Origin of the sequence: Polymorphobacter fuscus (genome assembly GCF_011927825.1) — a bacterium.
GTDB lineage: Bacteria > Pseudomonadota > Alphaproteobacteria > Sphingomonadales > Sphingomonadaceae > Sandarakinorhabdus > Sandarakinorhabdus fusca.
Genome location: NZ_JAATJI010000001.1, coordinates 1,840,215 through 1,853,397, shown reverse-complemented (window position 1 = coordinate 1,853,397; position 13,183 = coordinate 1,840,215). Strand labels below are relative to the sequence as shown.

At 71.1% G+C, this 13,183-nt stretch carries 9 protein-coding genes; 3 read left to right on the top strand and 6 right to left on the bottom strand.

Annotation, left to right across the window (positions count from 1 at the left end; genetic code table 11):
- Nucleotides 1–128 precede the first annotated feature (128 nt).
- From GGQ62_RS08765 to GGQ62_RS08755, 3 genes are read left to right on the top strand one after another with little or no spacing between them, the layout of a single operon-like run.
- Nucleotides 129–1,145 carry an SIS domain-containing protein gene (locus tag GGQ62_RS08765; RefSeq protein ID WP_152577661.1) on the top strand — a complete coding sequence of 339 codons (1,017 nt, stop codon included), beginning with the start codon at nt 129–131 and terminating at the stop codon, nt 1,143–1,145.
- Nucleotides 1,142–2,278, top strand: a complete 1,137-nt coding sequence (nagA, locus tag GGQ62_RS08760) for an N-acetylglucosamine-6-phosphate deacetylase (protein ID WP_152577662.1) — start codon at nt 1,142–1,144, stop codon at nt 2,276–2,278. Before GGQ62_RS08765 ends, nagA begins: the two co-directional genes overlap by 4 nt.
- Nucleotides 2,275–3,147 (top strand): glucosamine kinase nucleotide-binding domain-containing protein, encoded by an 873-nt coding sequence (locus GGQ62_RS08755; protein WP_152577663.1) that lies wholly within the window; start codon nt 2,275–2,277, stop codon nt 3,145–3,147. Before nagA ends, GGQ62_RS08755 begins: the two co-directional genes overlap by 4 nt.
- On the opposite strand, the gene GGQ62_RS08750 is transcribed toward GGQ62_RS08755, so the two are convergent.
- Genes GGQ62_RS08750 through GGQ62_RS08725 form a run of 6 tightly spaced genes read right to left on the bottom strand, consistent with a single transcriptional unit; the run spans nt 3,140 to nt 13,174 of the window.
- Nucleotides 3,140–4,510 carry a DUF6519 domain-containing protein gene (locus GGQ62_RS08750; protein ID WP_152577664.1) on the bottom strand — a complete coding sequence of 457 codons (1,371 nt, stop codon included), beginning with the start codon at nt 4,508–4,510 and terminating at the stop codon, nt 3,140–3,142. The two genes, GGQ62_RS08755 and GGQ62_RS08750, sit on opposite strands and share 8 nt — an antisense overlap.
- A gap of 10 nt (nt 4,511–4,520) precedes the next feature.
- Nucleotides 4,521–6,653: a hypothetical protein gene (locus GGQ62_RS08745; protein ID WP_152577665.1), complete on the bottom strand. Its 2,133-nt coding sequence runs from the start codon at nt 6,651–6,653 to the stop codon at nt 4,521–4,523.
- 5 nt (nt 6,654–6,658) lie between these two features.
- Complete coding sequence (locus GGQ62_RS08740; protein ID WP_152577666.1) at nt 6,659–9,907, bottom strand: putative baseplate assembly protein; 3,249 nt, start codon at nt 9,905–9,907, stop codon at nt 6,659–6,661.
- Nucleotides 9,904–12,492 (bottom strand): putative baseplate assembly protein, encoded by a 2,589-nt coding sequence (locus tag GGQ62_RS08735; RefSeq protein WP_152577667.1) that lies wholly within the window; start codon nt 12,490–12,492, stop codon nt 9,904–9,906. Before GGQ62_RS08735 ends, GGQ62_RS08740 begins: the two co-directional genes overlap by 4 nt.
- On the bottom strand, nt 12,489–12,854 hold the full coding sequence (locus GGQ62_RS08730; RefSeq protein WP_153401246.1) for a GPW/gp25 family protein: 366 nt from the start codon (nt 12,852–12,854) through the stop codon (nt 12,489–12,491). The genes GGQ62_RS08735 and GGQ62_RS08730 overlap by 4 nt, the downstream gene beginning before the upstream one ends.
- Nucleotides 12,851–13,174 carry a hypothetical protein gene (locus GGQ62_RS08725; RefSeq protein ID WP_152577668.1) on the bottom strand — a complete coding sequence of 108 codons (324 nt, stop codon included), beginning with the start codon at nt 13,172–13,174 and terminating at the stop codon, nt 12,851–12,853. The genes GGQ62_RS08730 and GGQ62_RS08725 overlap by 4 nt, the downstream gene beginning before the upstream one ends.
- Nucleotides 13,175–13,183 lie beyond the last annotated feature (9 nt).

The window sequence follows — 13,183 nt, the reverse complement described above, 5'->3', positions numbered from 1 at the left end:
GCGTGAGACGAACGACAGGCGTGTCAGCTGGTATTATCTGCGGCCGTGCGCGATGCAACCAAATTAAATCCAATTGATCGCACAATCGGTTTTGGTATTGTCCCGCCATGCAGCTGCCGGCTTCCCTGATGGCGCGCGAGACACAGGCAGCGCCGGCCCTGTGCGCCGCGCAGATCGTCCGCAATGCGGCGTTGATGCGTGCGACCGGTGCCCGGCTCCGCGCGCTTGCGCCCCCCTTCGCAGCGACGCTGGCGCGTGGCAGTTCGGACAATGCGGCGGGCTTTGCCAAGGTGTTGCTGGAAACCCGGGCGGCAATGCCGGTCCTCAGCCAGGCGCCGTCGATCGGCTCCATCTACAAGGCGACGTCGCCGCGTTTCGCCGGGGTTCCGTTGCTCGCCATCTCCCAGTCGGGGCGCAGCCCGGACCTGATCGCCGCGGCGCGCGATGCGCAGCGGCAGGGCGCGCTGGTTGTCGCCATCGTCAACGATACCGAGTCCGCCCTGGCGGCGCTCGCCGACATCTGCATCCCGGTCCACATGGGGCCCGAGATCAGCGTTGCTGCCACCAAGAGCTTCGTCGGCACGCTGGTCGCGATCATCCACCTCGTCGCCGAATGGACCGAAGACGCCGAACTGCTGGCGCTGCTGCCGCAGATCGCCCCGGTGCTCGCGGCCGCGGAGGACTGGCGCGCGGCGGTGCCGCTGCTGCGCGACGTGTCGTCGATGCTGGTGCTGGGGCGCGGGCTGACCCTGCCGATCGCCGGCGAGGCGGCGCTCAAGCTGAAGGAAACATCGGGGATCCACGCCGAGGCGTTCAGCAGCGCCGAAGTCGCACATGGACCGATGACGCTGGTCGGCGATGGCGTCCCGGTGCTGGCGTTCGGCGCGACCGATGCGGCGCGCGCCGGGCTGCATGCGCGGCTGACGGAATTCCGGGCGCGGGGCACGCAGGTGATCGCCGCCGGGCACCCGGACGACACGGCCACCGCGACGCTGGCACTCCCCTTGCCCTGGCAGGCGCACCCGTTGCTGGCTGCCTTGGCGGCGATCCAGAGCTTTTACGGTTTGGCCGAGGCGCTGGCGCTGGCGCGGGGGCTCGATCCCGACCGGCCGCCGCACCTGTCCAAGGTGACCCATACCCTATGAGCGTCACTGCTCTTGTCGGCGCGGCGATCGTGCAGCCGGATGCGGTCATCGCCGGCCATGCGCTACTGATCGACAAGGGGCGGATCCTGCGGCTGGTGCCCGATGACGCGCTGCCGGGCAGTTGCCGCGTGGTGCGTCTGGAGGGCGGCTGGCTGCTGCCGGGGTTCATCGACACCCAGGTCAATGGCGGCGGCGATGTGTTGCTCAACGACCGGCCCGACGTGGACGGCATCGCTGCCATCGCCCGGGCGCACCGCCGCTTCGGCACCACCGCACTGCTGCCGACGCTGATCAGCGATGATGCCGCGGTGATCGCGCGGGCGATGGCGGCGACGGAGGCGGCCCTGGCGGCGGGCGTCCCGGGGGTCTGGGGGCTGCATCTGGAAGGCCCGCACCTCAACCCGGCGAAAAAGGGCATTCACGATGCCGCCCGGTTCACGCCGGTCGACCTGGCGGTCCTGCTGCAGCCGACGCGCGGTCGCCGGCTGGTGACGCTGGCGCCCGAACTGGCGCCGCCCGGCGCGATCCGCGCGCTGGCGGCGGCCGGCGTCATCGTGGCGGCGGGGCACAGCATGGCCGATTACGGCGCGACCCGTGCGGCGCTGGCGGAGGGGTTGGCGGGCTTCACGCATCTGTTCAACGCGATGACGCCGCTGGGCAGCCGGGAACCGGGGATGGTCGGTGCAGCGCTCGATGATCGCGCCAGTCATTTCGGGCTGATCGTCGATGGCGTCCATGTCCACCCGGCGACATTGCGCATCGCGCTGGCGGCGCGCGGGCTGGACGGCGCCATGCTGGTCACCGACGCGATGCCGCCGGTGGGCGGGGTTGCCGACAGCTTCACGCTGATGGGCCAGGCAATTCGCGTGGTGGATGGCACCTGCCGCGGCGCCGACGGGACGCTGGCCGGGTCGGCGCTCGACATGGCGACGGCGGTGCGCAACGCCATGGACCTGCTCGGCGTGTCGATCGTGGCGGCGTCGAAGCTGGCCAGCGGCAACCCGGCGCGCTTCCTGCGCATCGATGGCGACACGGGTGCGATCCGGCCGGGGCTGCGCGCCGACCTGGTGCATCTGGACGCCGACCGGCAGGTCACCCGAAGCTGGATCGGCGGCGAGGTAGAGGCGGCATGAGCTATTTCCTGGGCATCGACGCCGGCGGCAGCAATTGCCGCGCCCGGCTGATCGACGCGGACGGCGTGGTGATCGGCACCGGCCAGGGCGGCCCCGCCAACGCCCGCATCGGCATCGAACCGCTTCACGCCGCGCTGCGCGATGTCGCCGACCAGGCGGTGGCGGCGGCCGGCCTGTCGGCAGCGGAGATGGCGACGATCCGCGCCGGCATGGGCATCGCCGGCATTTCGCGGCCGGGCGTGCGCGCGGCGCTGGCCGATCTCGCCTTTCCCTTTGCCGATGTTGTCTACGCCACCGACGCGCTGGTCGCCAATCTCGGCGCCCATGGCGGGGCGGACGGCGCGATCCTGATCATCGGCACCGGCAGCATCGCGCAGGTACGCGCCGCGGGGCGCGACTTCACCATCGGCGGCTATGGCTTTCCGATCTCGGATGAAGGCAGCGGCGCCGCGCTGGGGCTGAGCGCTGTCCGCCATGCGCTGCGCGCGCTCGACGGGCGGACGCAGGCGACGCCGCTCAGCCAGGCGGTCACCGAGCGTTTCGGCCATGACACGGCGCAGGTCATCGCCTGGATGGATGGCGCGGGCGCCGGCGATTATGGCAAGCTGGCGCCGCTGGTGATGGACCATGCCGAAGCCGATGATGCCATCGCGCGCTCCATCGTCGAGGACGCGGTGCTGCATATCGAGCGGTTCATCGAGACGATCTTCGAACGCGGGGCGACGCGCTGCACGCTGATGGGCGGGCTGGCGCCGCGGATGCGGCCCTGGCTACGGGCGCGAACGGTCGACCGGCTGCGCCCGCCGCTCGGCGATGCGCTCGACGGCGCGCTGGCGCTGGCCGGGTATCGCGCCCCATCCGTCAGCTGAGTTCGACGAGCGATCGGAAGCGGCGCGTCAGGTCCCGGGTAACCTTGATCGATCCGTCGCCGCCGATCATGACGATGGCCAGCGGCGCGCGATGGCGCTCGATGCCGTGCGGCGGGATCGCGCGGGGTGCGCGCGCGGCAGTGCCATCCCGCGGCCACAGGACGTCGCCCAGGGCGACGCGCGCCGGGATCAGCCAATAGTCACCGGCCCGGTAGGTCGCGGGCGACGCCTTGTCGCTGTCGAAGCGGATGGTGATGCCGTCTTCCAGCGTCAGCCAGCTGTCTTCGACCAGCGGCACTTCGTGATCGACGAGGCTGCGGGTCACGCCATGGTCCCAGCGGCGGAGCAGGACGGGGCGCGCGGGGTCGTCGCTGGTTTCGACCGGGCTGCGATCGAGGGTGACAGTGGCGCTGTCCGGATCATAGGCGATGATGCGGTAGAGCGGCGATGCCTCGGCCCCCAGCCCGGCACTGTCGTCCGCCAGTTCGACGATATCGCCGGTGGCAAGCGCGAAGCGTTCGTCGCGCCAGGCGTCGGCGAGCGTGACCCGCGCCCCGGCGATCTGCGCGACGGGCAGAGTGACGGCGCCGTTCTCGCGCGACCAGGCAAGGCTGGCGCCGGCAGCGGCCGTGCCGCCGCGCCGGATCTCGACCCGGTAAAGCTGGTTCTCGATGCCGCGATAGCGGGAGCGGGGGGACACGGTGCACGGGTCGCCGGTATCGACAGGGGCTTCGGCGGCCTTGGCGGACATGCGCCCGCGCGCGGCCGGGAACCAGCTTTCGGACAGTTTCTGCCATTCCTCGTCGGACAGCGATTGTTCCGGTGCCAGGCCGAACTTGGCGCCGGATTGCAGCCGGACCTGCCAGACGACCTGGGCGCGCGACGTCGTGTCGGGGCCGTCGAGGGCGACTTCGCGGATGGCGTCGGGCGCCGCGATGTCGCCGCCGCGGTCGGCCTCGGCGGCGCTGACATGGCGTTCCCAGACCTCGAGATAGGCGAGATGAACGCCGGGCTCGGCCTTGGGCGGATCGCGGAACCACGGCTGGCCCGGGGTTTCGCCGAACCCGCGATAGCCGGTGGGCGCGGGGTTCTCGCACAGCCAGCCATCGACATAATAATGGCCGGCGCCGATGACGAGTTCGGACCCGCGGCCCTCCGCGTCGGCTTCCGACGTCACGACAAAGCCGCCCTGCGGGCCGCCGTGGCGCCCGATCAGATCGGCGGCGAGGCTGCGCAAGAGGTGGAGGTTGATCGCCTGTTGTTCATTGGCATCGGCATCGAGCGTCACCCGGCCCTGTTGCACAAGCACCCGACTGAACCGGTGCAGGGGGTCGAAGCGGATCCGCGAAAAATCGCCCTTCATGTCTCGTCTCCTAATCTGCCAGGACCACGCCCGGGGCGGTGCCGACCGGTGCCATGTCGTCGAGCGCCGCGGCGAGGCCGGCGAGCCGCCTTGTCGTTTGCAGATGGTGGAACACGCCCATCTCGTTGCCGTCATCGGCGCCGGCGCTGATTTCGGGCGGGCAATCGCTGGCGAGCCGGCAATAGCGCGGCTGGCCATAGCGCAAACTGTCGAAACGCGGCGCGACGCCCGGTGTCAGGTCGGGCTGGCAACGAAAGCGCCGCGGCGTGCGGGACTGCGGCGCGACATAGCAGAAGCGCAGATGGCCGATCTGACGGCGGGCGACGGTGATGCGGCCGAGGAAGAGGCAGTTTTCGCCCGTGAGCGCATGGGTATGGATGCGGCCGATGACGGTCGATCGGGAAAAGCAGGCGGTGGCGAAGGCCAGTCGCGACCCCGCGGCGCCAAGCGCTTCGCACTGCGGGCTGTCGCAATCGGCGCCGGTGGCATCGACGATGCTGTCGGAGACGCGGAGTGCGATCGGTTCGGTGTGGACCTCGTCATTGTTGATCTGGATCGAGCCGATGATGCTGTGTTCGACCACCAGGCACAGGCCGCTGTCGGTGATTTCGATGCTCGGTTCGGCGGGACGGCGCGGGTCGCAATCGGGTTCCAGCGACCAGCCCGGCACCAGCGTCGCGTGGCGGATGGTGACCGACGTCAGTCCGCCCTCCAGCGCGACGCCGCGGCCGGCGACCATGATCCCATCAAGGACGAAGCGGCTGCCCTCGGCGCCGGCAATGCTCATGCTGTCGGGGGCATCGACGTTGAAGTCGGCGAGCTTTATCACCGGCCGGCAGTGCTGGGCGGCGCGCAATTGCAGGCTGTTGCCCTTGCCGATCAGGATGGCGATGGGCAGCGTGTAGACGCCGCTGTCGGTGATCTCGATGACGGCATGGGGCGGCTGGGTGGCGGGCGCGACCATGTTGCCGGCATCGTCGAGCTCCGACTGCCAGGGCAGCAGCGCGCGGCGCAAGGCCTCGCTGCCCTGCACCGAAATCACCTCGGCATCGTCATGCTGCGACAGCGGCCGGCTGTATTCACCCCCGCCGATGGCGGCGCTGAAGCCGTACCAATAGCTGACGGTCACACTCGCCTGGCGGCGCGGTAGTTGTCGCGGCGGAAAGGCGATGCGCCCACGCACCGGATCGATGGCGACATGGTCCCTGGGCGGCTGGTACAGCCAGTCTTCCAGATCGGCGACGATGATCCGGTCGGCGGGGATCGGCTCGGCGCCATCGGCGCGTGCGTTCGGCCAGCCCTTTGCCCAGATGGCGACGGAGCGCGCCACGCTGGCGCCATCTTCGGTTCGCGTCCCGTAAAAGGCCGGGTTGGCGGTGGCGACGCGGCTGCCGCGCGGGCGCGGCGCCGCAAAGCTGTGACGGTCGATGGCGGCAGGGACATCGGCGGGACCGGCAACCGTGTCCGTGCCCGGCGGCGGTGCGTTGAACAGCGGCGCGTCATTGCCGAGCACGCTGAAGCTGTAGAAATTGGGGGCGATATCTTCCAAGCACGCCGCCGGGGCGCGGGTGACGCTGAAGGCGCGCAGCCGCCACAGGTGGAGCCCGACCTCGACCGGCAGCCGGCCGCTGGCGCGGGCGCTGTCCCGCCGCAGGTCGGCGGTGGTGGCGCGGCTGTCGAAGCCGGCGCCGGCCATCGCGGGGCTGCGCACATCGATGCTGCGGCCGCGGGCCGGCTGCGGCATCCGCAGCGACTGGCTCTGGGCAAGAAGCGGCCCCATTTCGACGGCACGCGCCGGCCAGTCGCCGGCATTGCGCGCCAGCGCTGCAAGCACGGCGAGGCTGCCCTTGCGCCGGCGGTCGCGGATGGCGTTGGCGACGGTGCGCCGTGACGGTACGGCCGCCGCGCCGGGCAAGGCGACGCCGACCAGGGCGCCGATATAGGGGATCGCCCAGGGTGCGCAGGTTTCGATGAAGGCATCGTCGTAGCGCTGGCCGATATCGTCTTCGATCAACACCATCTGCTCGGCGATGATTTCGAGAAGTGCGCGCAGGGCGTTGCCGGTTTCGGCATCGCGGCGTCGGTGGATCGCCGGCAACAGGTCGTAGAGCCGGTCGAGGCGAGGGTCGCGGTCTGGCACCATGGCGGTCACCGGAGTTCGTTCAGGATGAGCGTTGCGGGGACCTCCGGCGACAGCAGCAGCAGCTCGGCGGGCAAGATCCCGCTTTCGCCGCGCCGCGCGGGCAGCGCCGCCAGCCGGGGGATGACGCCGGCGTCGATGACAGCGGCGACGGCATTGGTGAAGGCTGGCGGCGTCAGTGGCAGGCGGGACGGACCATCGACGGTCGCAACGCTGCCGAAGACATCGAGATCGACATGGGCGACGCCCGGCACCGATTGCAGCACGGCGATGATTTCGCTCGCCGAAACGCCGGTCGCCAGGCTGCGGTTTTCGAACCCGAAGCGGTCGAACAGCCGGGCGCGGGCGGCGGCGACGACGCTGTCCCAGCTGCGGTCGGCGTCGATCGCCAGGCGCGCGGCGATGATGAGCAGCCGCAGTTCGCGCGGGGCGACGCGCACCGTCTGGCCGGGATCGCCCAGTGCGGCAAGGGCCCGCCGCAGCGCGACGACAAGATCATCGCCGGGGTCGAGCGGCGCATCGGCTTCGGCGGCGATGGTCAGGTGCACGAGGCGGCGCGCACCGTCGCTGATGCGGACGGCCGCTGCCTTGGCGATGCCGGCAAAGCCGCGGGCGAAATCGGCGTGATCCTGTACCGAGACCAGCCGGTCGAGCGCCATGGTCGTCACCGGGGCATTGCGGCGGGCCTGGTCGCGGCTTTCCGGGTCGGCACCGCCGGTGGCGGGCAGCGGGTTGGTGACGCCGCGCACGCCGAGCGGGCGGGTGGCAAGTTGTTCGAGCTGGCGGGCGCGGACATTGCCGGGGCGGCCGATGCCGGTGCGATAGGTGGCGCGGACATTCTGGCTGCCGCTGGGCGGGCGGGCGCCTTCGCGGCCATCGCCGAACTGGACAATTGCCTGGCCATCGGCGCCGGGGCGCAGCAGGTAATGGCGGTCGGCGGGGCCGGAATCGAACAGCTGGTCGACCTGGCGCCACAAGATGTCGTCGACGCGCACATCGAGGGCGGCGGCGGCGCCGCGTGCCGTTGCCGCCGCAACAAAGGTCAGCGGCGCCTGTTTCAGCGCGAACCGCTGGTGCGCCTTGGCGGCATCGCCGTTGCCGAGCACTTCGACCCGGGTTTCGCCATGGGTGGCGCGCGCGACATTGCCGTACAGCGCGACCGTGGCGCGGCGGTAGCAATAGCTGAGCGGCCGGTCGAACCAGATGAAGCTGTGGATCGTGTCGCCGGGCATCGCGAGACCGGGATCGCCATCGTCGCCGAGGTCGCCGAGCGGACGGATCGCGCCATCGGTGGCGCGCGGGTCGGCGCGGACATCATGGACGATGCGGGCGATCATTGCGACTTCGCTCGCCATTACGCCCGCCGTATCGGCGATGTCGGCGCGCTCGCCACTGACGACGACGAAACGGCCGGGCTCGAGATCGGGGTGGAGGCCGGCAAGTTCGATCGGCGCGTCACTGTCGGCGAGGCAGAAATCATCGGTGATCGGCGCGTCGGCAAGCGCCAGCAGCTCGGGCCTGGCATGGACCGTGGTGCGGCGGATGAGCTGGAAATCGCGGTCGATCGCGGCCTGGTCGTCGAGGTCGGGGCCGTTGTCGCCATCGGGCTGGCGATATTCGATCCAGCGGTTGCCATCGGCGAGCGTCAGCGCCGTAGCGTCGCCGCTGCCGCCATAATCGGCCCGGGCACGCTTGGCCTCGACCGCATCGATCCGGGTGACCAGCAGCGGCGCGGTGGGGCGAACGATCCACGGCTGGCCGGTGTCGCCGGTGCCGTGCATGTCGATAAGCATCCACGACCCCGGCGTGATGCCGTCCTGGGTCGAATCGAGGGTGATTTCGGTTTCGCTCTCGCGGAACAGGTCGGTCTTTCCGGCGACCGAGCGGATCGGCCATTCGCCGACCTCCACTGTTTCGAAGGCGCGGACATTGTCGCTGACGGTGCGTTGCAGGCTGGCGACGCGCTTGGGGAAGGCGCGGCCGAACAGGCCGGTGCGCAGCCGCAGCGCATAGACCCTAAGCGGTTGCGGCGGCGCCGCGGCGCGGTCCCCGGCGAGCGCCGCCGGATAGGCATCCCCCACCGCCGGCGCCGTGCGACGCAGCAGCTGCAACGTCGCGGCAGCGCCGAGCCGGAAACTCGCGGCGCTGCTGCGCACCAGTCGCGCAGCGGTCGCGGGGGGCTGCGATGGCGCCACGGCGAGCCTGTCGATGCGCAGCCGGGCACGGTCGGGCTGGTCGTCGCTGGTGCCGGGGTCACTCGTGGCGGCAGCGGCGGGTGCGGCAGCGAGCGCCTCCACCTGGGCGCCGATGGCATCGAGCCAGACGCGCAAGGGGGTGCCGGTGGCGGTGCTGAGGCCGGCCTGCGCCGCCTTGATGCGGGCGATCAGCGCCGGAGCCATCGCCCGGGCCTTGTCGGGCGGCGCTGCCTGGAACTGGGCAACGGCGGCAGCGATGCCGGCAGCGGTGACGCCGGCGGGCGTGTTGGCAAGGATATCGGCAAGCTTGGGGTCGGCGATGCCGGCGGCGCGCCAGGGCTCGAAGCGCACCAGCGTGCGGTCGGCGGCGGTATCGGGGGTGACGGTCAGCACGCGCATGGGGGCCGGCGCGCCGCCGCCGCTGTCGAACAGCAGCGCGTCGCCGGGCTTGAGGCCGGTGGCGGTGCCGGCGAGCCACAGATCGGTGTCGGGCGCGACCTGCGGCGCTGCCAGCCGCAACCCGATGCGATTCCACGCCGCCCGCGCCACCAGCGCATCGCTGGTTTCGAAGCTCTGCGGCAGCTCGTCCTGGCCGGGGACGGACTGGACGCGCATGCCCCTGGCGATGGTGACAGCCGTGGTGGTGGCCGGGTCGATTTCGAACGCCAGCCAGCCGCTGGCGGCCACGCCGGGGCGCGGCACATAACCGATCAGCGCCGCCAGCGCCTGCACCGACCGGAATTCGGTGGCGGTACCGAGATAGGATTCATTGGCGATGCGTTCGCTGGTGAAGGTCAGCAGGTCGCCGAGGCAGGCAAAGCCATCGAGAAGCGCGATCGCCGGATCAGCGGGGTCGCGCGTGGTCAGTGCCTGCAACGGCCGGCTGCCGTCGGCGAATCGGTGCTGCGACAGGCGGGCGTGGAGCGACTGGCGGAAATCGCCATGGCTGCCGATGCGCGCGGCGATGGCGGCAAGGCCGGGGCGGTTGTCAACCGGCCGGGGCGTGGTGACGGCGATGCCGTCGCAGCAGCCGCAGTTGCTCGTGCCGCAGTCGCAGCTCATCGTCCGCCCCCCATCACGATCGTCAGCTGGCCGTTTTCGGGCGCGTCCGGATCCTGGTCCAGCCGGGCGATTTCGAGCGGGCCGATGGACAGCAAGCCGGATTCCAGCGCGCCATCGGGGGCTTCGAACAGCCGGTGGAGGGCTGTCACCTCGGCATGGGTGACGCCGTCGATGGCGTGCAGGGCGGCCAGGATCCGGCTGATGGCGATGCCGGTGCCAAAGCTGAGTGCGTCGGGGTGGAAGAAGCCGCCCGGCCCGGTGCCGAGCGCGTCGCGGACGGCGCGGCGCAAATGGTCGGCAATACGGTCGGGCGCCACACAGACCCTGACCGCGAGCGCCACCGGAACCTGCATCGCGGCAACAACGCGGACATCATGGCCGATTCGCCGATACCCATCGAGGTGGCGGGCGATGCAGCCGAGCAGCGCCGGGTCCGGTTCGGCACGGCCGCGCGGATCGATGGCGACACGGACTTCGGTGCGCACGCCGCTGACCCGCAGCGATGCCGCGGCGCGCTGCACCTGGCCGGCGAAGTCGCGCATGACGATATCGGCATAGTCCTTCGCGGTGACGGCGCGGGCAAGGCGGCGGCGGAACTGGCTGGGAGCGCGCAATTTGGCGCTTGCAAGCGCTTCGGGTGCAGTGCCGCCGCGCGCCGGCAGCGGGTTGGTGATGCGCAAGGTCACGCCGGTGGGATAGCGGTTGCGGAACAGGATCAGCCCCAGCGCGTCGGCGCCGATGTTGCCGGCGGGGCCGTTGCCGATCCGGTAATGTGCGCGCAGCGTCTCGCCGGCGGCAGGGCGACGGCCGTTGCTGTCGTCACCGAAGCGCAGGGTGGCGGTGTCGTCTTCGGTTTCGACGACGAAGTGCCGGTCGGTGGCGCCGCTGTCGAGCAGGTCGGGGCGCGGCAGCCAGCGGGCGCCGCTGCTATCCGTCAGGGTGACGGCGGGAATGGCGCCATCGGGCGTGGCGGTGCCGCGCGCGGTGGCGGCCCGGGGGCCGCAGCCGCCGCAGGCATGGCCGTCGTCACCGGGCTGGGCGAGGAAGCTGAGGCCGGGTTGCGGCAGGACCGGGCGGAAGCGCCACGGGATGATGCGGGTCTCGGCCGGGGTACAGGCGTCGGCGCAATCGGCTTCGGTGCGGGCGGTGCCGACACGGCCAAGGTCATCGGCAACGCTGCGGCCGTGGTCGACGGGAAGAATATTGCCCCAGGCGACGCTGACGGGGGACAGGGCGGCGCAGTCGGGCGGGCCGCCGATGGCCGACAGGCAGAGCGGGAAGGGCAACGCATCTTCGGGGCACCATGCGATGTCCATGACCAGCTGGCCGTTGAGCGGATCATGCCCCGGGCGGACGCTGGTCAGCCGGACCGGGTGGCGGTGCATCGGGTCGGCGTCGGCGGGGTTGCCGGTCTGCGGACCGATGATTTCGGCGAGGATCAGGACGTCGCCGGGGCTGAGCTTGAGCCGGTGCCATTGCCCGGCGCCGACGCCGGCGTCGATATCGGGCGGGGGCGCGTCGGGGGTGCAATCATTGTCGTCGGGCGGCGGCGGCGGCGGGATGGTGCCGGGATCCTTCAGCGTCGCCGATGTGGCGCCGACCGGCAGGCAGCATCGGGATGGCGATTGCGCACCGCCGCTCCAATCATAGAATTCGATGACATCATGGTCGGCGTACAGGGTGATCGCGGCGACGCTGGCGTCGGGTTCGAAGACGATCGTGCCGGGTTCGAGCGGATGGTCGGCGGCGGGTGCCATCGGCGCTTCGACTCCGGGCAGCGGCGGCAGCAGCATGATATCGCGCGGGTCGAGCGTCAGGGTATCGGCGCCATCGAGGCTGATCCGCGCCCAGGCTTGCGCATTGCAGCCTTCGCCGAGCCGGTAATCGACCAGCCGCAGGTGGCGACGCACCGAGGTGCGCAGGCGGGCGGTGCCGAGAAACGCTTCGGTGGCGACGGCGTCCTGATAGTAGCTGAGATCGTCGGCGGCATAGGCGAGGATTTCCACCAGCGTGATGCCGAGGTCGGGAGCGTGGCGCTCGGTCCAGCCCGGCATGGTCAGTGCCAGCCGATCGAGCAGCAGTTGGCGAAAGCCCTGGTAGTCGCGCGCGAGATAATCGAGCGCCGGCGCGGCATGGACCGGCACCGGGCAGGGCGGCGTGTCGGCGGGGTCCTGGTCGACCGGGCAGCCGGCCTTGAAGCCGAAGCCGACCGATGTGTAGCGCGGGTCGAAGCCGGCGGGGGTGCGGCCGGTGGGATGACCGTTCTCGTCGATATCGATGATCCGCAGCCGATAGTTCGAAAAGTCGCCGGGGCGGTCGACCCTGACGAGCATGACGTCGTCGAGCCCTTCGTCGTCGGCGGGAACGATACGGACATCGAGGACGCGCAGATCGCGTTCGCGCCGGCCGCCTTCGATGACCAGATGTGCCGGGGTGATCCCGTCGGGCGCGCGGCCGAGGAAGGTGACGGTCAGCAGCGTCTGCGCGCAATCCACCTCGACATAGTCGAAGCCGTTGTGCGTCGCAGCGCGAACGACGGCGCGGCGCGCGTCGCCGGTGCAGCAGGGGGCAGTGGCGGGCGTCATGTCGGCGACCCGACGGGGAAGCTGGCGACGCGGCGGTCCCCGGTCCGGCGGATGGCATAGCTGACATCGACGACCAGCGTCGCATCATCGGCGCGGGCGGTGAGGGCGCCGACTTCGATCAGGTCCCCCAGATAGCGGTGGAGCGCGCCGCGGGCGGTCAGTTCCAGCGCCAGCGCGGCTTCGGGACTGGCGGCGCCGAACAGCGCGTGCATCAGGCCGCCGCCGAAATCCGGGCGATTGACGCGCTCGCCGGGGCGCGTCAGCAACAGCTGTTCGATCATGCGGCGGACATGGGTGTCGGTATCGCAGGTCGCGGTGCGGCCGGTCGCGGCGAAAGCAAAAGGGAAATCGATGGCGATCATATCGCCGTCACCCGCAGCTGCGCGGCGATGATCAGCATTGGCGTCCCGGTGGGGGCGCAAAGCGAGGCGCTGCTTTGCACCACCAGGGGTTGGCCGTTCGAGGTGACGCGGGTGGTGCCGATCAGCCATTGCCCGGTGACGCAGGGGCCGTTGGCGGCCGGCGGCGGCGGAAAGGCGCAGCCGGCGATCACCATCGGCGCGGCAATGGTCAGGCTCGGCGCGCCGCCCAGGGTGACGCGCGGGTTGGGGGCGGTGGCGGTCGCCTGGCCACCGTGGCTGCACATCACCTGTGCGCCGAACTGGACGAGCGGTCCCGGCATCAGCCCCTC